Genomic DNA, 21,201 nt, shown 5'->3' on the forward strand with positions numbered 1-21,201 from the left:
GGGACCGCGAACGGTCCCTCCCCGGCGGCGTCAGATCAGGCGCAGGCGTCGAAGGTCTTCGGCGGGTTCGTCGCCGCGTCGAGCTTCAGGCCGGACGGCCCGAGGTTCTTGTCGAACGCCTTCTGCCATTCGCCGGAGTCGACCATCTTCTTCAGCGCGTCGTTGACCTTGGTGCAGGTCTCGGTGTCGCCCTTCTTCAGGCCGACGCCGTAGCGCTCGGTCGAGAAGGTCTTGCCGACCACCTTGAACTTGCCCTTGTTGGCTTCCTGGGAGGCGTAGCCGGCCAGGATGGTGTTGTCGGTGGTCAGCGCGTCGATCGCGCCGGCGCCGACGGCCACGAGGCACTTGGAGTAACCGTCGTACTCCTGCAGCTGCACGGTCTTGGCGAACTTGTCCTTGACCTTCTGCGCCGACGTCGAGCCGGTGACCGAACACAGCTTCTTGCCGTTCAGCGCGTCCGGACCGGTGATGTCGGTGTTGTCGGCCTTGACCAGCAGGTCCTGCCCGGCGACCAGGTACGGGCCGGCGAAGGACACCTTCTCCTTGCGCGCGTCGGTGATCGAGTACGACGCGAAGATCATCTTGACCTGGCCGTTCTGCAGCAGCGTCTCGCGCTGTGCCGACGGCGACTCCTTGAAGGTGATGTTCTTCTCGTCGTAGCCGAGCTCCTTGGCCACGTACGTCGCGACATCCACGTCCATGCCGGTGTAGTTCGAGCCTTCCTTCAGGCCGATACCGGGCTGGTCGTACTTGATGCCGATGGTGATCTTGTCGCCACTGCCGGAGCCGGAGCCCCCCGAGCTCGAGTCGTCGCCGCAAGCGACCAGTCCGGTCGCAGCCAGGCCCGCGATGCCGAGGGCAGCGATGATTCGCTGTCGCATGTCATTTCCTCCGTTGTTTCGGTACTGCGCTGGGAAACCGCGCAGACGGTCAGTGGGTGAGGATCTTCGACAAGAAGTCCTGCGCCCGCTTGGTCTGCGGATCGGTGAAGAACTTCTCGGGCTCGGCCTCTTCGACGATCTGGCCGTCGGCCATGAAGACGACCCGGTTGGCCGCCCGGCGGGCGAAGCCCATCTCGTGGGTGACCACGACCATGGTCATGCTCTGACCGGCCAGGTCGACCATCACGTCGAGGACTTCCTTGATCATCTCCGGGTCCAGAGCCGAGGTCGGCTCGTCGAACAGCATGACCTTGGGATCCATTGCGAGCGCGCGAGCGATCGCCACGCGCTGCTGCTGACCGCCGGACAGCTGCGCCGGGTACTTGTCCGCCTGGGCAGCGACGCCGACGCGGTCCAGCAGGGCCCGGGCCTTCTGCTCGGCATCGGACTTGGACTGGCCGCGGACCTTGGTCGGGCCGAGCGTGACGTTCTGCAGGATCGTCTTGTGCGCGAACAGGTTGAACGACTGGAACACCATGCCGACGTCGGCGCGGAGCCTGGCCAGGGCCTTGCCCTCACTGGGCAGCGGCTGGCCGTCCAGGGTGATCGCGCCGGAGTCGATCGGCTCCAGCCGGTTGATCGCACGGCAGAGCGTCGACTTACCGGACCCCGACGGCCCGATCACCACGACGACCTCGCCCTTGGCGATGGACAAGTTGATGTCCTTCAGGACGTGCAGCTCACCGAAATGTTTGTTGACACCGGTCAGCGCCACCAGACCAGTTTTCGTCACGGTGTCCGAATCGCTCATGGCCAGAACCTAGCGGAGCGGGGGGCGAGGCCGCAGCGCTGGGTGGTTCCACGGTGGTAACGATCTGCAATATTCCGCTCCAGTTTGTGAGCAGATGATCACGGTGCGCGTAGGTTTGAGCGTTTCTGCACGCTGCCGGGAGAGCCGATCAGCTACAGCTCAGGTGACGATTCCGTAATCACGGATCTTGCGGTAGATGGTTGCCCGCGACATGCCCAGCGCAGTGGAGGCCGCCTGCTTGTCGCCGTCGTACCTGGACAGCGCGTCGACGATCGCGTCCCGCTCCAAGGCCTCGATCGGAGTCAGCTGTCGTCGCGACGTCGCCCGGCACTCGGGTGGCAGGTCCGCGATCTCCACCACTCCGGTACGGCGCCGCCGTGCGATCGCAGCGAGGACTGCGCGGAGGTGGCTGATGTTGCCCGACCAAGGCAGCCGCATGAGCTGATTCATCGTTGCCGTGGAGAACGTCAGCTCGCCGATACCAGCCCTGGACAGTAAGGCCCGGACCAGCGCCGGGATGTCCTCGACATGGTGACGCAGCGGCGGTACATCGACAGTCCGGGGAAAGAACCCCACAAGCTGGTCGGGGACGTCGGACCGGTCGCCCGGCAGGGTCAGCGCGATCCACGCATCCCCGGCGATGGCACCGTCGCGAACGCCCTGCAGCAACTCGGCCAGCCCGTCGAGAACCTCGTCGGTCAGCTGATGAGCATGTGCGATGACCAGGTCAGCACCGGATTCGAGCTCCATCCGCGCCTCGGCCAACAGGTCGTCGTCCCGCGCCGGATCAAAGACAGCCAGCCGTCGGCCGGGGGACACGTGCTGGTGCACCGCACGCAGCAACGACAGCTTGCCGGCGCCCGCTTCACCGTCGGCGATCAGCCACTCGGACCGCTTGCGAGCATCGAGCATCTCCTGGGTCACGTGCTGCCAGACCCCGCTGGAGCCGGTGGTGCCCGGAATCAGCGGAAGCTTGGCGCCCGGCTGGTTGCGGGTCGGCGGTCGTTGCTCCTTGATCTGGATGACACCGCCGGCCAGGGTGTCGCCGACGAAGGTCGGCCGGTAGGCGAGGCGGGCGGTCGTACCGCTGGGGAGGTCGGTCAGGATGACCAGCGGCTTGGTGGTGCCGCGGGCGTCCCGGGTCCGGTCGATCAGCGCCGCCTGGTCGATCGCGTCGAACCGTGCCTGGGCGTAGGCGTTCATCATGAACACCTCGTCGCCGAGCGCGAGCACCGAGCCGCCGCTGTGCCGGCAGGCGGCGTAGTAATCGCTGAGCAGCGCGTGGTCGAGCGCGTTCGCCTCCTCGACCACCCGTTCCTGGATCCGCCGGGCCGCGAGTTTCGCGAACGACAGCAGGATCGAGTTCGAGTTCCGGGCCTGCGTGGTGATGTCCAGGACGCCGAGCAGGCCGCCGGTGATCGGGTGCGTGATCGGTGCGCCGGCGCAGGAGAACATCCGCAGCTTGCCGGTGTAGTGCTCGGCTCCGTCGATCAGGATCGGCCCGCGGACCTCGAGCGCCGTACCGATGCCGTTGGTGCCGACGTCGGATTCGGCGTACCGGAAGCCGGGCGCGAGGTCGACCGAGTCCAGTCGCCGCAGTAGTTGCGAGTCGCCGCCGCGGCGGTCGAGGACGACCCCGACGGCGTCGGTGAGGATGATGCAGACCGGCTCGTTGGTGAGCTCGGACGACAGCGCGTCGATCACCGGTTTGGCGGCACGCAGCAGGGTCGTCTCGCGATCGACCCGGTCGAAGTACGTCGGCGTCGGCCGATCGACGTCCACCCGGGACGCGTGCGAGCGCTCCCATGAGACTCGGATCGAATCGCGGACCGGCATCGATGCGCTCATAGGCCGTCTCCTTCAGTCCGTCACCAGCGGATTCCCGCAACGGTAGCTCGCCACTGTGTGACCGCCGTCTCACATTGAGACACAGCCACCCCTTCGCGGCGGCTTTCATCGCTTCTCAACGCAGCCCGCCGCACCGCAGGAGCCGGCAGACAGCCGCTCCCGATCATGGAGGCACACATTGAGCAGGCAGAGTCTCACCAAGGCGCACGCCAAGATCACCGAGCTGTCGTGGGAACCCACCTTCGCCACCCCGGCGACCAGGTTCGGCACCGACTACACCTTCGAGAAGGCGCCGAAGAAGGACCCGCTGAAGCAGATCATGCGGTCCTACTTCCCGATGGAGGAGGAGAAGGACAACCGCGTGTACGGCGCCATGGACGGCGCGATCCGCGGCAACATGTTCCGCCAGGTGCAGCAGCGCTGGCTGGAGTGGCAGAAGCTGTTCCTGAGCATCATCCCGTTCCCGGAGATCTCGGCCGCACGGGCGATGCCGATGGCGATCGACGCCGTACCGAACCCGGAGATCCACAACGGGCTCGCCGTACAGATGATCGACGAGGTCAGGCACTCGACCATCCAGATGAACCTCAAGCGCCTGTACATGAACAACTACATCGACCCGGCCGGGTTCGACATGACCGAGAAGGCGTTCGCGAACAACTACGCGGGCACCATCGGCCGGCAGTTCGGCGAGGGGTTCATCACCGGTGACGCGATCACCGCCGCGAACATCTACCTGACCGTCGTCGCCGAGACCGCGTTCACCAACACGCTGTTCGTGGCGATGCCGGACGAGGCCGCGGCCAACGGCGACTACCTGCTGCCGACGGTCTTCCACTCGGTCCAGTCCGACGAGTCCCGGCACATCAGCAACGGGTACTCGATCCTGCTGATGGCCCTCGCCGACGAGCGGAACCGCCCGCTGCTCGAGCGCGACCTCCGCTACGCCTGGTGGAACAACCACTGCGTCGTGGACGCCGCGATCGGCACGTTCATCGAGTACGGCACCAAGGACCGCCGCAAGGACCGGGAGAGCTATGCGGAGATGTGGCGGCGGTGGATCTACGACGACTACTACCGCAGCTACCTGCTGCCGCTGGAGAAGTACGGCCTCACCATTCCGCACGACCTGGTCGAAGAGGCCTGGAAGCGGATCGTCGACAAGGGCTACGTGCACGAGGTCGCGCGGTTCTTCGCCACCGGCTGGCCGGTGAACTACTGGCGGATCGACGCGATGACCGACAAGGACTTCGAGTGGTTCGAGGAGAAGTACCCAGGCTGGTACTCGAAGTACGGCAAGTGGTGGGAGAACTACAACCGGCTCGCCTACCCGGGCAAGAACAAGCCGATCGCGTTCGAGGAGGTCGGGTACCAGTACCCGCACCGCTGCTGGACCTGCATGGTCCCGTGCCTGATCCGCGAGGACATGGTCACCGAGAAGGTCGACGACCAGTGGCGCACGTACTGCTCGGAGACCTGCTACTGGACCGACGCGGTCGCGTTCCGGGCCGAGTACGACGGCCGTCCGACCCCGAACATGGGCCGGCTGACCGGGTTCCGTGAGTGGGAGACCCTGCACCACAACAAGGACCTCGCGGACATCGTCCAGGATCTCGGGTACGTGCGGGACGACGGCAAGACGCTGATCGGCCAGCCGCACCTGGACCTGGACGACCCGAAGAAGATGTGGACCCTCGACGACGTCCGCGGCAACACGTTCATGAGCCCGAACGTGCTCCTGAACGAGATGTCCGACGCCGAGCGTGAGGCACATGTGGCGGCCTACAAGGCCAACGGCACCAGAGCCTCCTGACGTGGCCGACACCCATCGAATCCGGTTCGAGCCGGTCGACATCGAGATGGACGTCACCGAGGACGACAAGATCCTCGACGCGGCGTTCCGGCAGGGCATCCACCTGATGCACGGCTGCAAGGAGGGGCAGTGCTCCGCCTGCAAGTCGTACGTCCTCGAGGGTGAGCTGCAGATGGAGCGGTACTCCACCTTCGCCTGCAACGACGCCGAGGTCGCCGAGGGCTACGTGCTGCTGTGCCGGGCGCACGCGTTCAGCGACTGCACCATCGAGCTGCTCAACTACGACGAGGACGAGTTGCTCGGCGGCATCCCGATCCAGACCGTCACGGCCCGGGTCGAGGGTGTCGAGCCGGTCACCCGGGACATCGTCTCGCTCCGGCTGAGGACGGAGCAGGCGTTCGAGTTCAGGCCGGGCCAGTACGCCGACATCACCATCCCCGGCACCGAGGACCACCGGTCGTTCTCGATGGCGACGACGCAGTCGACACCGGACCAGCTCGAGTTCCTGATCAAGAAGTACCCGGGTGGCCGGTTCTCGGCCTTGCTGGACGGCGAACTCGCGGTCGGGGACGAGCTGTCCCTGACCGGGCCGTACGGCTCGTCCACCTTGAAGGACGGTCACGTGCTGCCGGTCGTCTGTGTGGCCGGCGGCGCCGGGATGGCGCCCATCCTGTCGATCCTCCGGCACCTGAAGGAGACCGGTAGCACGAGGCCGGTCCGGTTCTACTACGGCGCTCGTACGGCGGCTGATCTGTTCTACCTCGACGCGATCCGGGAGCTCGGTGCTGACCTCACCGGCTTCGAGTTCATCGCCTGCCTGTCCGAGTCGGCTCAGGACGCGGACGGGTTGGCCGTCGAGGAGGGCAACGTCACCGACATCGTCGAACGGCGCGAGGCGGAGCTGCACCGCAGCGAGATCTACCTGTGCGGACCGCCGCCGATGGTCGACGCCGCGCTGGCGTTGCTGGAGGCAAGCAACGTGCCGAACGACCAGGTCTTCTACGACAAGTTCACCAGTCCAGTTACCGATGGAGCCTGAGATGACAGAAACCAAGCAACGCAGCTTCCCGGCGATCGAGTTCACCGACTCCGAGGCCGGTGCGCTGGAGTTCCCCAGTTCGCAGAGCCGCGCGTACAACTACTACAAGCCGGCCAAGCTGCGCGCGACGATGTACGAGGACGTCACGGTCGACGTCCAGCCCGACCCGGACCGGCATCTGAGCCAGGGCTGGATCTACGGCTTCGGCGACGGCCCCGGCGGTTACCCGAAGGAATGGACCGCGGCGAAGTCGTCGAACTGGCACGCCTTCCTCGACCCGAACGAGGAGTGGAACCAGACGATCTACCGGAACAACTCCGCGGTCGTCCGCCAGGTCGACCTCGGCCTGCAGAACGCCAAGCGGGCCAGGGCGTACGACGCCTGGAACCCGGCCTGGCTGAAGTTCGTCGAGCGCAACCTCGGCGCCTGGATGCACGCCGAGAACGGTCTCGCGCTGCACGTCTTCACCAGCATCCAGCGGTCCGGCCCGACCAACATGATCAACACCGCGGTCGCCGTCAACGCGGCCCACAAGATGCGGTTCGCGCAAGACCTGGCGCTGTTCAACCTGGACCTGTCGGAGGCCGTTGGACAAGGGAAAGAAGATGGGGGTCGGGGGTCGGCAGACGTACCGTTCGACGGCTCGGCGCACAAGGAGGTCTGGCAGAGCGCGCCGGAGTGGCAGCCGACGCGTGAGGTGGTCGAGCGGCTGACCGCCGTCGGCGACTGGTGCGAGCTGTTGTTCGCCACCAACATCGTGTTCGAGCAGCTGGTCGGATCGCTGTTCCGGACCGAGCTGGTGATGCAGATCGCGGCCCGCAACGGCGACTACATCACGCCGACCATCGTCGGCACCGGCGAGCACGACTACGACCGCGACCTCGGCTACAGCCGCAACCTGTTCCGGCTGCTGACCCGGGACGCCGAGTACGGCGAGAGCAACAAGGTGCTGTTCGGCGACTGGATGTCGACCTGGGTACCGCGCTGCCTCGACGCCGCGCTCGCCCTGCAGCCGATCTGGTCGCAGCCGGCCGACAAGTCGGTCACGTTCGCGGACAGCCTGGACGCGGCCAAGCAGAAGTTCCGTTCCCTGCTCGAGGACCTCGGGCTCGACTCTCCGAAGGAGCTGGACCAGTGAGCATGCAGTTCGGATCAGAGGCCTCGTTCTCCAACAAGACCGGCGTGACGCTGATGAACACCCCGATCGGCCGCGTCGTCGCCCAGGTGATGGGCGCCAAGGACGGCGTCGAGCTGACCGAGTACCCGTCGATGATCCGGGTCGACGGCACCGGGCTGCTCGACTTCGACTACGCCGAGCTGTCCGAGGCGCTCGGGATGGAGTTCGACGGCTCGGTGTTCGAGGAGATCTCGTCCACCCACTACGGCCGGATGGTGCACCTGGACGACAAGACCATCCTGTTCGCCAGTCCCGAGGACGCCGCCGAGTACATCGGCTTCGACCTCACCACGAAGTGAGGTCGCATGTACGAGAAGAACGGTGAGAAGTACTACATCTGCGACGCGCACATCGCGCTGTGGGACGCGCGTGCGGAGAACCAGCGCAACATCCACGGCAAGCAGTTCATCGACTGTTTCTACGACTACCACAAGAACCTCAGCCCCGAGGAGGTCGTCTGGGACTACGACACCTACACCTACTACGGCGGCCAGCGGCTGCTGAAGGACCTCTTCGAGGACGGGTACGTCGATCACGCGATCTTCCAGCCCGCGATCCTCGGCGACTTCTACAAGAACGGGTTCGGTCAGACCGAGGACGCCCTCGCGCTGACCAAGGCGCACCCGGGCAAGCTGACCTACAACCACGCCTGGGACCCGCGGTTCGAGGAGGCCGGCCTCGAGCAGCTCCGCAAGGACGCGGACCGGATGGGACTGAAGGGAGTCAAGCTCTACACCGCCGAGTGGCACGGCGACTCCCGCGGCTACAAGCTCGACAGCCCGTGGTCGCGGCGCTATCTCGAGGAGTGCCTCAAGCTCGGCATCAAGAACATCCACGTCCACAAAGGCCCCACCATCAGGCCCCTGGACCGGGACGCGTTCGACGTCGCCGACATCGACCAGGTCGCCACCGACTACACCGACCTGAACTTCATCGTCGAGCACGTCGGACTGCCCCGGCTCGAAGACTTCTGCTGGATCGCCACCCAGGAGCCCAATGTGTACGGCGGTCTCGCGGTGGCGATGCCGTTCATCCACACTCGGCCGAAGTACTTCGCGCAGATCATCGGCGAGTTGCTCTACTGGATCGGGGAGGACCGGATCCTGTTCTCGTCCGACTACGCCATCTGGACGCCGAAGTGGCTGGTCGAGAAGTTCGTCGACTTCCAGATCCCGGCGGACCTGACGGAGTACGCGCCGCTGACGATCGCGCAGAAGAAGAAGATCCTCGGGCTCAACGCGGCGGCGCTGTACGACCTCGACGTACCCGAGGAGCTGCGGCTGCCCGCGGAGGCCGGAACCAAGCAAGAAGCCGTGGCGTCATGACCGCGGTCGCTACGTCGCTGGGACTGGAGACGGATGTTGTGGCGGCGCTGGCGACCGTCATCGACCCCGAGCTCGATCAGCCGGTCACCGACCTGGGCTTCGTCCGGTCGGTCCGGATCGACGACACCGGAGTGACCGTGCATCTCCGGTTGCCGACCTCGTTCTGCGCGCCCAACTTCGCCTACCTGATGGCATCCGACGCGGTGGACGCCCTGCGTCGGGTGCCGGGCGTGGGCACGGTGACCGTGCTCCTCGACGATCACCACGACTCGGACAAGATCAACGCCGGCCTGGCCGCCAACGCGGGGTACGTCGGCACGTTCGGGTCGGAGGCGGAGCAGGACCTGGACGAGCTACGCCAGATCTTTCAGCGCAAGGCTCATACGGCGGCGATGGAGCGTTGCGTGCTGGCGTTGCTCAGGACCACCGGGCGGACCGTCGACGAGGTGCACGGGCTGACTCTCGGCGAACTGCCCGGTGGTTCCACCAAGGAGGCGCTGCTGCGGCGCCGTACCGACATCGGGCTCGGCATCGGCCCGGACGACCTGGTGCTGGTCGACGACGACGGCGTACCGGTGCCGGCCGACGCAGTGCCGCTGCGGATGCGGTTCGCGAAGTCGGTGCGGATCTCGGTCGAGGGGAACGCGCACTTCTGCCGCGGACTGCTGGCGACCCGGTACGACGACGAGCCGATGACGGCCCGGATCACGAACACGAGGAGGACTCGATGAAGGCCGTACAGGTCGTCGGCTATCACACGAACCTGCAGTTGACCGAGGTGCCGGATCCCAAGCTCGTCGGCCCTCTCGACGTCATCGTGCGGGTCGGTGGCGCCGGGGTGTGCCGGACCGATCTGCACATCCTGGAAGGGCAGTGGGCGGAGAAGAGCGGTGTACGGCTGCCGTACACGATCGGCCACGAGAACGCCGGCTGGGTGCACGAGGTCGGCGACGCGGTCACCAACGTTGCCGTCGGCGACAAGGTGATCCTGCATCCGTTGATCACCTGCGGACTCTGCCGAGCCTGCCGATCCGGTGACGATGTGCACTGCGAGGCATCGGCCTTCCCGGGCATCGACACCGATGGCGGATATGCCGAGTACTTGCGTACGACGGCTCGTAGCGTCGTCCGGATCGACGACTCGCTGGAGCCGGCCGATGTCGCAGCACTCGCGGATGCCGGGCTGACGGCGTACCACGCGGTGGCGAAGGCGGCGCGCGCGATCGGACCGGGGAACACCTGCGTGATGATCGGCGCCGGCGGCCTGGGGCACATCGGGATCCAGGTGATGAAGGCGATCTCGGCCACGACCGTGGTCGTTGTCGATCGCAACAAGGCCGCGGTCGACCTGGCCGTAGAGATCGGCGCCGACCACGGCATCGTTGCCGACGGCACCCAGGTCGAGCAGGTTCTCGAACTGACCGGGGGCAACGGCGCGGAGGCGGTCGTCGACTTCGTCGGTGAGGGCGGCGCCACCGCCGACGGGATCGCGATGCTGCGCCGGGCCGGCAACTACTACGTGGTCGGGTACGGCGAGAACCTCGACGTACCGACCATCGACATGATCTCGACCGAGATCAACTTCGTCGGAAACCTGGTCGGGTCGTACAACGACCTGCAGGACCTGATGGAGCTCGCGGCGCAGGGCAAGGTCGCGCTGCACACCACCAAGTACCCGCTGGACGAGTTCCAGCGGGCTCTCGACGATCTCGACCACGGCCGGGTCCGTGGCCGGGCGATCCTCATTCCCTGACGGAGGCTGAGATGGCGAAGGAACTGCGGTTCAACGAGGACGCGCGCCGGCTGCTGGAGTCCGGCGTGAACGCGCTGGCGGACGCGATCAAGGTGACGCTCGGGCCGAAAGGCCGCAACGCGGTGCTGGAGAAGCTGACCGGCCCGCCCACGATCACCAACGACGGTGTCACGATCGCCCGCGAGATCCAGCTGCGCGAGCCGTTCGCGAACATGGGCGCACAGCTGGTCAAGGAAGTTGCGATGAAGACGAACGGTGTCGTCGGCGACGGCACCACCACCGCGACCGTGCTGGCCCAGGCGATGGTCCGCGAAGGCCTCCGCGAGGTCGACGCGGGCGCGAACCCGATGCGGGTACGACGGGGGATCGAGCAGACCGTGCCGGTGGTTGTCGAGACCCTGCGTGGCTGGGCGGTCGAGGTGGCCGGTCGGGACGAGTTGCGGCACATCGCCACGCTGGCGGCCAGTGACGACGAGACGATCGGCACGGTGATCGCGGACGCGGTCGACTGGGTCGGGCGCAACGGTGTCGTCACCACCGAGGAGTCGGACACGCTCGGGATGTCGGTGGAGGTTGTCGACGGCATCGAGTTCGACCACGGGTACGTGTCGGCGTACATGGTCACGGATCGGGAGCGGATGGAGGCCGTCTACGACCGCCCGCTGATCCTGCTGACGAACAAGAAGATCACGCAGGTGCAGGAGATCATGCCGACCCTCGAGGTCGCGCAGCGGGCCGAGCGCCCTCTCGTCGTACTCGCGGAAGAGGTCGACGGGCCCGCTCTGCAACTGCTTGTCGGCGGCAACATGCACAACACGATGCGATCGGTGGTCGTCCGCGCTCCCGGGTTCGGCCACCGGCGGATCGCCGAGCTGGAGGACCTCGCGACCGCGCTCGGTGGTTCGGTGATCGCGAAGGACACCGGTCTCGATCTGACCGACGTGACCCGCGAGCACCTCGGCTCGTGCGACCGGATCACGATCACCGAGGACAGCACCACGATCGTCGGTGGGCACGGGGACACGTCACTGGTGGAGGCGCGGATCTCTCAGCTGGAGAAGCAGTTCGAACGAGCCAAGATCGACGCCGACCAGGACAGCCTGCAGCTGCGGATGGCCCGACTGGCCGGCAAGGTCGCGGTGATCCGTGTCGGCGGCGCGACCAGTGTGGAGCTGAAGGAACGGATGCTGCGGGTCGAGGACTCGCTGGCCGCGACCCGCGCCGCGCTCGAGGAGGGCGTGGTGGCCGGCGGTGGCACGGTCCTGGTCCAGGCCCAGGCCGCGCTGTCGAAGCTGGAGCTGACCGGGGACGAGGCGATCGGCCGCGAGGTCGTACGTCGAGCCTTGCCGGAGCCGCTGCGATGGATCGCGGTGAATGCCGGGTACGACGGCGACGAGGTAGTTGCCCGCGTCGCCGAGTTGCCGCGGGGACATGGGTTCAATGCGCTCACCGGCCAGTACGGCGATCTGATCCAGGACGCGGTGATCGACCCGCTCAAGGTGACCCGGGCGGCGTTGGAGAGCGCGGCCTCGATCGCGGCCCTGCTGATCACCACCGAGACCGCCGTGGTCGAGGAGATCATCGGCAACCCCGGCGCGATCATGGCGCCCGGCTTCGGCGATCTCGCCGAGGGCATGGTCCGTCCGTCCAACATCTATTGAGTCAGGAGTACTGCCATGCCCGACCGACGTCGTCAGTTGCTCGAGACCTTCCTGCACCGGGTGCTCGGCGTACCTCTGGACGAGGTGGATGCGGAGGCCGTTGCCCTCGCTCAGGGTCTCAGCGACCGGCTCGAGGACTTGATCGACGCGGCGCTCGGGTATCCGGCGCGGGACGTGCGCGGAGAGTCGATTCCACCCAAGGCTCGCGTCGACGCATGATCGAGCCGACCGCACCGCAGCTCGCCACCGCGGCCCGGACCTTCGGGTTGTTGCTGGCGCCGGTTCGCCTGCACCTGGTGGCGCTGGCGAGCTGCGGTGAGTACGACGTCGGCACGCTGGCCACCCGGGTGGGAGTCAGCGTGCAGACGGCGAGCCAGCATCTGGCCAAGCTCCGGCTGGCCGGACTGGTCAGTGCACGACGTGAGGGCCGCCGGCAGTTCTACACCGTCGACGACCCGCACGTTGTCGCGTTGGTCGAGCAGATCTTCGAGCACGTCGCGCCCGACGGCACGCTTGCGCCCGACCCACCGGTCAGCGCTTGGGATGCCCCCCACAGCAGCCGCCGGCGGCAATGGCCGACGCCGTCGGCGGCGCCTTGACCGCAGCCTCCACGTCGGCGAGCATCCGCTGTCGCTGAGCCGGTGAGATCACGCGGCCGCGGGTGACGACGCTGTGGATCCGCCGGCTGTTCCGGATGTCCTTGATCGGATCGGCATCCAGGACGACCAGGTCCGCGATCTTCCGTGCCTCGACCGAACCGAGGTCCGCGGACATCCCGAGGAACTTGGCCGGCTCGACAGTTGCGGCGTACAGGGCCTGGCGTGGGGTGGCGCCGGCGCTGACCAGGTGCTCGAGTTCGTCGTGCAGTGCGAAGCCCGGGACGGAGTACGGCGTACCTGTGTCGGTGCCGGCCATGATCGGGACGCCGTGGTCGATCAGTTCGCGGACGAACCGCTTGTGCCAGGCCCACATCTGGTGCTGGTGCGAGATCTCCTCGGCCGTCCGGTTGGCGCCGTACAGGTTCTGAATGACGTAGTCGTAGGTGCCGATCGAGTCCTCGCTCAGGTACTTGGCCAGGGCCGGGTCGAGGCGGGTGTAGTCGATCTGGTCGAGCACGTTGTGCATGGTCAGGGTCGGCGTCACGCGGGTGTTGTTGCGGCGGAGCGTGCCGAAGACGTCGGCGGCGCGGGCCGGGCTGTAGGTGTTGGCGGCGATCCACTCGATCGGGTGCATCTGCCGGAACCAGCCGTTGTAGTCGCCGGTCTTCACGTTGATCGAGCGGACCATCCGCCGTACCTCGGCCTCGCGTGTGGAGACGGACAGGCCGAGGGAGTGGATGTGCTCGATGCTGCGCTGGCCGGCGTTGCTGACCTCCTTCGAGTTGAGCTCGTCCGGTCCGTGACCGTGCACTGTGAGGCCGACCTTGCGGGCCTCGTCGAGGATGGCGGCGTACGACTGCCGGCTCACCCGTGAGTACACCTTCACGAAGTCGGCGCCCTCGGCCTTGACCTGGCGTACGGCGGCGCGCGCGGTCGGCTCGTCCGCGACGACAAGGACGCGCAGGAGGTTCGGGTCCCAGAGGGTCGGGTCGCCGTCGATGATCTGGCTGCCCACGATCATCCGCGGGCCGAGCAGGGTGCCGGCCTCGATCCGGTCGCGCCAGTCGTACAGCGCGGGGTCGGGCGCGGCCATCTCCCGGATCGTCGTGAGGCCGTTGGCGAGGTACAGCGGCGGCGACACGTGCTCGTCGCCGAGGCTGTGGACGTGCATGTCGGCGAGGCCGGGGATGACGAACTTGCCGGCCAGGTCGATCACGGTCGCGCCGTGCGGCACGGCCGGTCGGCCGACGGCGACGATCCGCTCGCCGCTGATCAGGATGGTCTGGTGAGGGGTGCGGCGCCCGGTGGCGACGTCGATGACGGTGGCGTTGGTCAGGGCGATGATCGTCGGCCGCGTCTTGCTGGCGGCACCCGCGGCTGCGGTCGCGTTGGCGGTCGCGGTGGTCGTCGCGGTGAACGAGCCGGCGGCGAGGACTGCGGCGCCGGCGGCGGTGCGGGCGAGGAACTGACGGCGAGAACTGTTCATGCCCCTCACTATTGTCGGCGGCCGCGCGCCGGTCAGGGGGTGCAGGGAGCCGATCCCAGGTAGGGAAATGTCTACCGCGGCACGTACTCTTGGTGGCTGTCATGCGTACTTATGAGGTCCGCACCTACGGGTGTCAGATGAATGTCCACGACTCCGAGCGCCTGCGCGGGCTGCTGGAGGACGCTGGTTACGTCCGCGCGCCCGAGGGAGACCAGGCCGATGTGGTCGTCTTCAACACGTGCGCGGTCCGGGAGAACGCCGACAACAAGTTGTACGGCAACCTCGGTCACCTGGCGCCGGTGAAGGCGAAGAAGCCCGACCTGCAGATCGCCGTCGGTGGTTGCCTGGCGCAGAAGGACAAGGCGTCGATCGTGCGCAAGGCGCCGTGGGTCGACGTGGTCTTCGGGACGCACAACATCGGCGCGCTGCCGGTGCTGCTGGAGCGGGCCCGGGTCGAGCAGGAGTCGCAGGTCGAGATCCTCGAGTCGCTCGACGTCTTCCCGTCCACGCTCCCGACCCGGCGCGAATCGCCGTACTCGGCCTGGGTATCGGTGAGCGTCGGCTGTAACAACACCTGCACGTTCTGCATCGTCCCCGCGCTGCGCGGCCGGGAGAAGGACCGGCGGCCGGGCGACATCCTGGCCGAGGTCGAGGCGTTGGTTGCCGAGGGCGTCTTCGAGGTGACCCTGCTCGGTCAGAACGTGAACTCGTACGGCGTGGAGTTCGGCGACCGGTTCGCTTTCGGCAAGTTGCTCCGGGCGTGTGGCGGGATCGAAGGGCTGGAGCGGGTCCGGTTCACCTCGCCGCATCCGCGGGACTTCACCGCGGACGTGATCGAGGCGATGGCCGAGACGCCGAACGTGATGCCGTCGCTGCACATGCCGCTGCAGTCCGGGTCCGACCGGGTGCTGAAGGCGATGCGGCGTTCGTACCGGCGGGATCGGTACCTGAAGATCATCGAGGACGTGCGGGCGGCTATGCCGGACGCCGCGATCACCACCGACATCATCGTTGGGTTCCCGGGGGAGACCGAGGAGGACTTCCAGGGCACGCTCGACGTCGTTCGGCAGGCGCGGTTCGCTGGCGCGTTCACGTTCCAGTACTCGAAGCGGCCGGGGACGCCGGCTGAGTCGATGGAGGAGCAGGTGCCGCGGGACGTCGTGCAGGAGCGGTATGAGCGTCTCGTCGCTCTCCAGGACGACATGGCTTGGGACGAGAACAAGAAGCTCGTCGGCCGGTCTGTCGAGGTGCTGATCGCTGAGGGGGAGGGGCGGAAGGACGCGGCCACCCACCGGTTGAGTGGTCGGGCTCGCGACAACCGGCTCGTCCACTTCGCGCTTCCCGAGGGTGTTGAGACACCGCGGCCGGGTGACCTGGCGACTGTCGAGGTCACGTATGCCGCGCCGCATCACTTGGTGGCGGACGTTTTCGGAGCGGTACGGCGTACGCGGGCCGGCGACGCGTGGGAACGCGCGCAGGAGACGCCGGAGTCCGCCAGCCCTGGAGTCATGCTTGGTATGCCGACTGTCGGCGCGACACCGCTCGAACCGGCGACCGGCGGGTGCCAGGTCGGATGAGCACTCCGGGGGAGAGCGCTGGGCTGGGCGCGAGGCTGGGGCGGTCTGACGCGGAGGTCGTGCAGCGCCCGTCGCCGTTCCTGGCGCCCGGTGCTGAGCCGTTCGCCTTCGGGCGGGATGCGGACATCTACGCCATCGACGACGAATGGGTGCTGCGGCGGTATCGCAACGGCCATCCCGTGCGCGACGAAGGCGACTTCATGCGGTGGGTGGCGAAGTACGACTACCCGGTGCCGGCCGTCCGGGACATCGACGGTCCGGACATGGTGCTCCAGCGGCTGAACGGGCCGACCCTCGCGGACGCTGCGATCGCCGGTGACTTCACCGCGGTCGAGCTCGGTGAGATCCACGCCGATCTGCATCGCCGCCTGCAGGCGATCCCGGCGCCCAGCGGCACGCCCGGACGCGTTGTCGTTCATGGCGATCTGCACCCGTTGAACGTGATCGCCACCGCGGACGGCCCGGTTGTGATCGATTGGTGCAACGCGATCGAGGGCACCCCGGAGTTCGACGTGGCGATGACTGCGATCATCTTCGCGCAGGTAATCCTTGACCCGTCCTTCGAGGACCTCTCACCTTTGATCCGCGAGGCCCTGACCGTTTACCTGGCCAACACGATCGACCCCTCACCCGGCCTTCCCGACGCAATGGCCGAACGCGCTCGCAACGTCACGCTCACCCCGGCGGAGAAGGCCCTCCTCCCCGCCCAGGAAGCCCTGATCCGCTCCCACCTCTAGCCAACCGCGTACCCCAGGGACCGCGGTCCCGCTCGGGTTCTGCCGACCGTGCGGGGATGTCAGGCGTTGAGGAACTGTGCGGGTTTGAGGGCGCGGGTGACGATCCGGACCTCGCCGATGTGGCCCGCGAAACCTTGGTCGATGGTGTTGGCGTAGTGACCCGCGCCGACGAGCCACGGCTTGCCGACTGTCGCCAGTCCGTTCGACGGGGTCGCCGGGTTGCGGAGTAGTTCCGAGGAGTCGACGTACACGATGCTGTGCCGCCCGTCGTTCACCACCGCCAGGTGGAACCACCGGCCGGCCACCTGCTCGTGGCCCCAGTTCGTGAACGTGTCGTTCTTGTTCGCCGGGTAGACCGCCCACTGCACCTGTAGTCCGCCGGAGAACCCGAGCTTCACCACCGGCTCATCCGGGTCGCTACCGGTCTTCCCCGCATCGCGCCCGGTCCCGACCCGCGAGAGCAATCCTTCCCACGAGTGGTCCTGCCCATCATCGGCCAGCTTCACGAACGCCTCGATCGTGTACCCCTGGCTGAACGTCATCGCATTCAGCGGCGCGTTGTCCGCCGTACGCAGATAACCGCCCCGCGCCGGATCCTTGCCCCCAGCAAACAACCAGCTGGCATGTCCAGGCTGATCAGGATGAAACTCACCGCTGGCCGTCGGCGTATCCCCACCCAACTGCGCACGGGTCAGATGATTCCCCTTGCCCGAGTAATCGATCACTTTGTCCGTGACCGGTCCATCAAACCGCCAGTACGCCGCAGTGCCGGCGATCACGAGCTGCGACGCCGGCCGCGCCGGCCGCACCGGCTCGGGAGCGAACCCGTTGAACCGCTGCTCGAAGTCGATCGGAATGCTGAACCGGTTGGTGTCGTCGGTCAGCTCCAGTTCGCCTTCCTCCAGCGCATTCCGCCGAGCGGGGTCCTGGCCGAGGATCCACGGCGCGATTGTCTCGACGTCGATCGTGTTCCGGGCCAGGTCGAAGTGGTAGAACCGGACCATCCCGGAACCGCCGTAGTACCGGTCCTGGTAGTTGGTCAGGTGCAGGTGCACATCGTTGCCTGCGGCATTCTTCCGGGTCACCCGACCGGGCGGCCAGTAGTGCCCGTTCAGGGTGAGGAAGATCTGGTCGGTCTCGTTGACCAGCTGGTCCCAGACCCGGTTGCCCTGGTCGGTGAAGTAGGCGACGGGCTGTCCGTGGTCGGCGTTCACCAGTTCGTGGATGGTGAGGATGACGGGCAGTTTCGGGTGCTTGGCGATGACGTCGCGGGCCCAGGCGAAGCTCGCGTCCGACGGCCGCCAATCCATTGCCAGCAGCAACCACTGCCGCCCGGCCGCCCGGAACACGTGGTACGAGTTGTACCCGTTCGCCGTCGATCCGCCGTACGTCGCCATCCGCCGGAACCGCTGCGGTCCGAACGTGTCCAGGTACGGCGACGGCCCACGCGTGTCGTCCTTCGACCCGTCGATGTCGTGATTGCCGGCGAGAACGCTGTACGGCATCCGCGCCCGGTCCATCACCTTGAACACCGGATCCGCCTGCGCGAACTCCGACGCCAGCGCGTTCTCGGTCACGTCACCGAGATGCGCGGTGAACACGATGTTCTCGGCCGTGCGCTGCTCGATCAGATACTCGAACGTCGCGGTCAACGGCGCGGGGTCGCCTCGATCCTGATCAAACTGATACTGCGTATCCGGCACAACAGCCAGCGTGAACCGCGGGTGCTCCGTATCAATCCCGCCCTTGGAAGCCCCAGCGGTAGCCGCACTGGCCTCCCCGGCACTCATCACACCGGGTGCGATCACGGCCCCTGCCCCAATCGCCCCCGCCTGCAAAACCCGCCGCCGACTCGTCCCGCCACCCTGCTGTCCCATACCCGCCTCCACAACCTCACCGACACCGCAACGAACTCTAAAACCATTCCCCCCAGCCCCCGGTAAACACCAAAAGAACCCTCCAAGACCGCGATCCGAGCCGAGAGGGGTGAGGGCGGGAACGACGTGCGGGGTGAGGGGAGGGTGGCGCGGCCCAGGGAGTTCGTGGGGTTAGTGGAAGCCGTGGGTGATTACTGGGGGGAGACCGGCGTCGTGTAGCGCGGTTAGTACTCGGGCCTCGTGTGGCACCACGGGGTCTGGGAGCTTGTCTAGGGAGAACCAGTCGAGGCCGGCGGCCTTCTCGGGCTCCATTAGCTTTGGGTCGCCGGTCCAGCGTGTCGTGGTGAAGAAGAAGTCGACCCGCTCATCGATGGGATCCCCGTTCCCGCCGGTCCGATGCATCGCAGTCACCGGCACCAGATCGGCGGGATCGATCTCCACCCCGACCTCTTCCCGCACCTCGCGTACGGCGGCCTCGAGCACCGACTCGCCCTTCTCCACATGCCCCGCCGGCACCGCCCAGAACCCATCCATGTACCCGGTGTTCGCCCGCAGCATCATCAACACCTCATCCCCCCGCCGCAACACCACATAAGCCGCCGGAACCACCACAAACCGATCCATGCCCCGACCCTAACCACCCCCTCCGACACTGCCCCGCGGCGACCCAGATGATCGAAGGAGACCTGATCTCGTCGCGGGTGACCGGTAGGTCAACGACCTGGGCGAGGCGTTCCAGGAGCAGCTCCGCGTTCCGGCCGTCCGGGACCTGCAGGAGCTCGAGGGCGGGTGTGCTCATCGGAGGGCTTCGAGTAGGGCGCAGTTGCGGTCGGCCGGCGGTAGGTCGCAGGTGTCGACGAGTTCGGCTAGGGAGTCCCGCATCCGCTGCAGATCGGCGATCCGTCGCTCCAGGTCTGCCTTCCGGTGTTCCGCGAGTACGCGGGCCGTATCGCAAGCCTCCGGGCCGCCGTTGCCGAGATGCAAGAGCTCCCCGACCTCATCGAGCGTGAACCCGAGCTCCTGCGCCCGCTTGATAAACCGCAGCAACTCCACCGCGTCCGCCGGATAGTCGCGATACCCGCCGTTCGTCCGCGGCGGCCGTTCGAGCAGCCCGCGGCGTTCGTAGTACCGCAGTGTCTCCGTGTTGACCCCAGCCCGGCCCGCGAGTTCACCAGTTCGCATGACTCCATCGTGAACCCCGGACCCAACTACAGGGTCAACCGTGCGGTCCGCCACTCACATAGAGGACCTGGCCCGTCACGTAATCAGCGTCCTCGGCAGCGAAGAACAGAACGGCCCGCGCGATGTCGTACGGCGTACCGACGCGACCGACCGGGATCGACTTCCGCATCGCCTCGAGATGCTCGTCCAACGTACGCCCGGCGCGAGCCGCACTGACCTTGGTCATCGCGGTGTTGACCACACCCGGCCCGATCGCGTTCACCGTGATTCCGTACGGCGCTAGCTCGAGGGCCGCCGCACGCGTCAGACCCTCCACCCCGGCCTTGGCTGCGACATAGTTCGCGCGGTTGTTGTCGCCGAGCGCGGAGATGCTCGAAATGTTGACGATGCGCCCCCACCCGGCCGACCGCATCGCCGGAGCCGTTGCCTGCAGCATCAGGAAGCTGCCGCGCAGGTGCGTCGCGACGACCGCATCCCAGTCCTCGAGCGGCATGTCCAGAACCATGCTGTCCCGAGCGAATCCGGCGTTGTTGACCAAGATCCCCACCGGTCCAAGCGCAGCAGTCACCTCGTCGACAGCACGCTCGACACTTTCGGGTACGCCGACATCCGCACCCACCGCGACCGCCGACCCACCAGCAGCGCGGATCTCCTCAACGACCGACCGCGCCCCGTCCTCGTTCCGATCGAGTACGCCGACCCGGCACCCCGCACCCGCCAACGCCAGAGCAACCCCAGCCCCGATCCCCGACCCACCACCGGTAACAACCGCAACCCGAGTCTCCACAACCCCACCCTGCCATGCCTGCTATCGGGCTGGGATGGTCTTTGACATCACGCAGTGGATTTTGCCCTTGGGGCGTTGGTAGGTGAAGCCGGCCTGTTCGAACAGCGATCGGGTGCCGTTGTAGAGGAAGGAGGCGGTGATCTTCTTGCCGGCGGTGTCTTGGGGATACGCCTCGACCACCCCGCCACCCGCGTCAGCGACCAGCTCCAGCGCGCCGCGCAGAGCAACCCCGGACACGCCCTGCCGACGATATCGACGGTCGACGAAGAAGCAGGTCATGCGGTAATCGGGCGGACTCTCCATCTCCGCCTCGTACTGCTTGCGGTGGTTGATGTTCGGCAACTCCGCAGGTACGCCGTATTCGAGCCACCCAACCGCCTCCTCTCCGTCAAAGACCAGCGCCGCATGAGCACGCCCTTCGGCCACCAACCGTTGCTTCAGCCGCCGGTTGTCGTCGGCGTCGAACGTCTTTTCTTCCTTCATCGTGTGGAAGAACGTGCACCAGCACCCGCCCCACACCCCGTTGTGCCGCTCCGCGAGATCCGCGAACGCATCCCACGTCTCAACACTCAGCGGCCGCACCGTGAGCTCCTCAAGCCTGACCATCCCCACACAGTAGAACCACATCCGGACATTCCTCGTCCGGAT

General features: G+C 66.9%; 21 protein-coding genes. 12 read left to right on the forward strand and 9 right to left on the reverse strand.

The window, feature by feature from the left end:
* Positions 1 to 35: 35 nt before the first annotated feature.
* From AB0L70_RS11165 to AB0L70_RS11175, 3 genes are all read right to left on the reverse strand, one after another.
* Complete coding sequence (locus AB0L70_RS11165; protein WP_363682536.1) at positions 36 to 881, reverse strand: glutamate ABC transporter substrate-binding protein; 846 nt, start codon at positions 879 to 881, stop codon at positions 36 to 38.
* A gap of 49 nt (positions 882 to 930) precedes the next feature.
* Positions 931 to 1,692 (reverse strand): amino acid ABC transporter ATP-binding protein, encoded by a 762-nt coding sequence (locus tag AB0L70_RS11170; RefSeq protein WP_363682538.1) that lies wholly within the window; start codon positions 1,690 to 1,692, stop codon positions 931 to 933.
* 159 nt (positions 1,693 to 1,851) lie between these two features.
* Complete coding sequence (locus tag AB0L70_RS11175; RefSeq protein ID WP_363682540.1) at positions 1,852 to 3,540, reverse strand: helix-turn-helix domain-containing protein; 1,689 nt, start codon at positions 3,538 to 3,540, stop codon at positions 1,852 to 1,854.
* A 178-nt stretch (positions 3,541 to 3,718) separates the two neighbouring features.
* Between AB0L70_RS11175 and AB0L70_RS11180 the strand changes: the two genes are divergently transcribed.
* From AB0L70_RS11180 to AB0L70_RS11225, 10 genes are read left to right on the forward strand one after another with little or no spacing between them, the layout of a single operon-like run.
* Positions 3,719 to 5,353 (forward strand): hypothetical protein, encoded by a 1,635-nt coding sequence (locus AB0L70_RS11180; RefSeq protein ID WP_363682542.1) that lies wholly within the window; start codon positions 3,719 to 3,721, stop codon positions 5,351 to 5,353.
* A gap of 1 nt (position 5,354) precedes the next feature.
* Entirely contained in the window at positions 5,355 to 6,392 is a 1,038-nt protein-coding gene (locus tag AB0L70_RS11185; RefSeq protein WP_363682544.1) for an FAD-binding oxidoreductase, read from the forward strand.
* Position 6,393: 1 nt separating this feature from the next.
* Positions 6,394 to 7,530, forward strand: coding sequence for an aromatic/alkene monooxygenase hydroxylase subunit beta (locus tag AB0L70_RS11190; protein WP_363682546.1), 1,137 nt, complete (start codon positions 6,394 to 6,396; stop codon positions 7,528 to 7,530).
* A gap of 2 nt (positions 7,531 to 7,532) precedes the next feature.
* Positions 7,533 to 7,868, forward strand: a complete 336-nt coding sequence (gene mimD, locus AB0L70_RS11195) for a propane 2-monooxygenase effector subunit MimD (RefSeq protein WP_363682686.1) — start codon at positions 7,533 to 7,535, stop codon at positions 7,866 to 7,868.
* A gap of 6 nt (positions 7,869 to 7,874) precedes the next feature.
* Positions 7,875 to 8,894, forward strand: a complete 1,020-nt coding sequence (locus AB0L70_RS11200) for an amidohydrolase family protein (protein WP_363682548.1) — start codon at positions 7,875 to 7,877, stop codon at positions 8,892 to 8,894.
* Positions 8,891 to 9,625: an iron-sulfur cluster assembly protein gene (locus AB0L70_RS11205; protein WP_363682550.1), complete on the forward strand. Its 735-nt coding sequence runs from the start codon at positions 8,891 to 8,893 to the stop codon at positions 9,623 to 9,625. The genes AB0L70_RS11200 and AB0L70_RS11205 overlap by 4 nt, the downstream gene beginning before the upstream one ends.
* Positions 9,622 to 10,647 carry an NAD(P)-dependent alcohol dehydrogenase gene (locus AB0L70_RS11210; protein WP_363682552.1) on the forward strand — a complete coding sequence of 342 codons (1,026 nt, stop codon included), beginning with the start codon at positions 9,622 to 9,624 and terminating at the stop codon, positions 10,645 to 10,647. Before AB0L70_RS11205 ends, AB0L70_RS11210 begins: the two co-directional genes overlap by 4 nt.
* An 11-nt stretch (positions 10,648 to 10,658) precedes the next feature.
* Positions 10,659 to 12,308 carry a chaperonin GroEL gene (gene groL, locus AB0L70_RS11215; RefSeq protein ID WP_363682554.1) on the forward strand — a complete coding sequence of 550 codons (1,650 nt, stop codon included), beginning with the start codon at positions 10,659 to 10,661 and terminating at the stop codon, positions 12,306 to 12,308.
* A gap of 15 nt (positions 12,309 to 12,323) precedes the next feature.
* Complete coding sequence (locus AB0L70_RS11220; protein WP_363682556.1) at positions 12,324 to 12,527, forward strand: iron dependent repressor, metal binding and dimerization domain protein; 204 nt, start codon at positions 12,324 to 12,326, stop codon at positions 12,525 to 12,527.
* Positions 12,524 to 12,907, forward strand: coding sequence for a metalloregulator ArsR/SmtB family transcription factor (locus AB0L70_RS11225; protein WP_363682558.1), 384 nt, complete (start codon positions 12,524 to 12,526; stop codon positions 12,905 to 12,907). The genes AB0L70_RS11220 and AB0L70_RS11225 overlap by 4 nt, the downstream gene beginning before the upstream one ends.
* Here the strand turns inward: AB0L70_RS11225 and AB0L70_RS11230 are convergent.
* Positions 12,840 to 14,393 (reverse strand): amidohydrolase family protein, encoded by a 1,554-nt coding sequence (locus AB0L70_RS11230; RefSeq protein ID WP_363682560.1) that lies wholly within the window; start codon positions 14,391 to 14,393, stop codon positions 12,840 to 12,842. The genes AB0L70_RS11225 and AB0L70_RS11230 overlap by 68 nt on opposite strands.
* A 101-nt stretch (positions 14,394 to 14,494) precedes the next feature.
* On the opposite strand from AB0L70_RS11230, the gene miaB reads away from it, so the two are divergent.
* Both miaB and AB0L70_RS11240 read left to right on the forward strand, forming a co-directional pair.
* A complete protein-coding gene (gene miaB / locus AB0L70_RS11235) occupies positions 14,495 to 15,970 on the forward strand; it encodes a tRNA (N6-isopentenyl adenosine(37)-C2)-methylthiotransferase MiaB (RefSeq protein WP_363682562.1) in 1,476 nt (491 codons plus the stop codon).
* Entirely contained in the window at positions 15,967 to 16,707 is a 741-nt protein-coding gene (locus tag AB0L70_RS11240) for a phosphotransferase (RefSeq protein WP_363682564.1), read from the forward strand. Before miaB ends, AB0L70_RS11240 begins: the two co-directional genes overlap by 4 nt.
* A 59-nt stretch (positions 16,708 to 16,766) precedes the next feature.
* Here the strand turns inward: AB0L70_RS11240 and AB0L70_RS11245 are convergent, their stop codons facing one another.
* From AB0L70_RS11245 to AB0L70_RS11265, 5 genes are all read right to left on the reverse strand, one after another.
* A complete protein-coding gene (locus AB0L70_RS11245; RefSeq protein ID WP_363682566.1) occupies positions 16,767 to 18,410 on the reverse strand; it encodes a LamG-like jellyroll fold domain-containing protein in 1,644 nt (547 codons plus the stop codon).
* Positions 18,411 to 18,755: 345 nt separating this feature from the next.
* Complete coding sequence (locus tag AB0L70_RS11250) at positions 18,756 to 19,208, reverse strand: NUDIX domain-containing protein (RefSeq protein ID WP_363682568.1); 453 nt, start codon at positions 19,206 to 19,208, stop codon at positions 18,756 to 18,758.
* Positions 19,209 to 19,379: 171 nt separating this feature from the next.
* Positions 19,380 to 19,766 (reverse strand): MerR family DNA-binding protein, encoded by a 387-nt coding sequence (locus tag AB0L70_RS11255; RefSeq protein WP_363682570.1) that lies wholly within the window; start codon positions 19,764 to 19,766, stop codon positions 19,380 to 19,382.
* A gap of 34 nt (positions 19,767 to 19,800) precedes the next feature.
* Positions 19,801 to 20,553: a 3-oxoacyl-ACP reductase FabG gene (gene fabG, locus AB0L70_RS11260; RefSeq protein ID WP_363682572.1), complete on the reverse strand. Its 753-nt coding sequence runs from the start codon at positions 20,551 to 20,553 to the stop codon at positions 19,801 to 19,803.
* Positions 20,554 to 20,574: 21 nt separating this feature from the next.
* The gene (locus tag AB0L70_RS11265; RefSeq protein ID WP_363682574.1) at positions 20,575 to 21,159 is read right to left on the reverse strand and encodes a GNAT family N-acetyltransferase; all 585 of its coding nucleotides are present in this window, start codon (positions 21,157 to 21,159) and stop codon (positions 20,575 to 20,577) included.
* Between the last annotated feature and the right edge of the window lie 42 nt (positions 21,160 to 21,201).

Source organism: Kribbella sp. NPDC051952, from assembly GCF_040680855.1.
In the GTDB taxonomy this organism is placed as follows: domain Bacteria; phylum Actinomycetota; class Actinomycetes; order Propionibacteriales; family Kribbellaceae; genus Kribbella.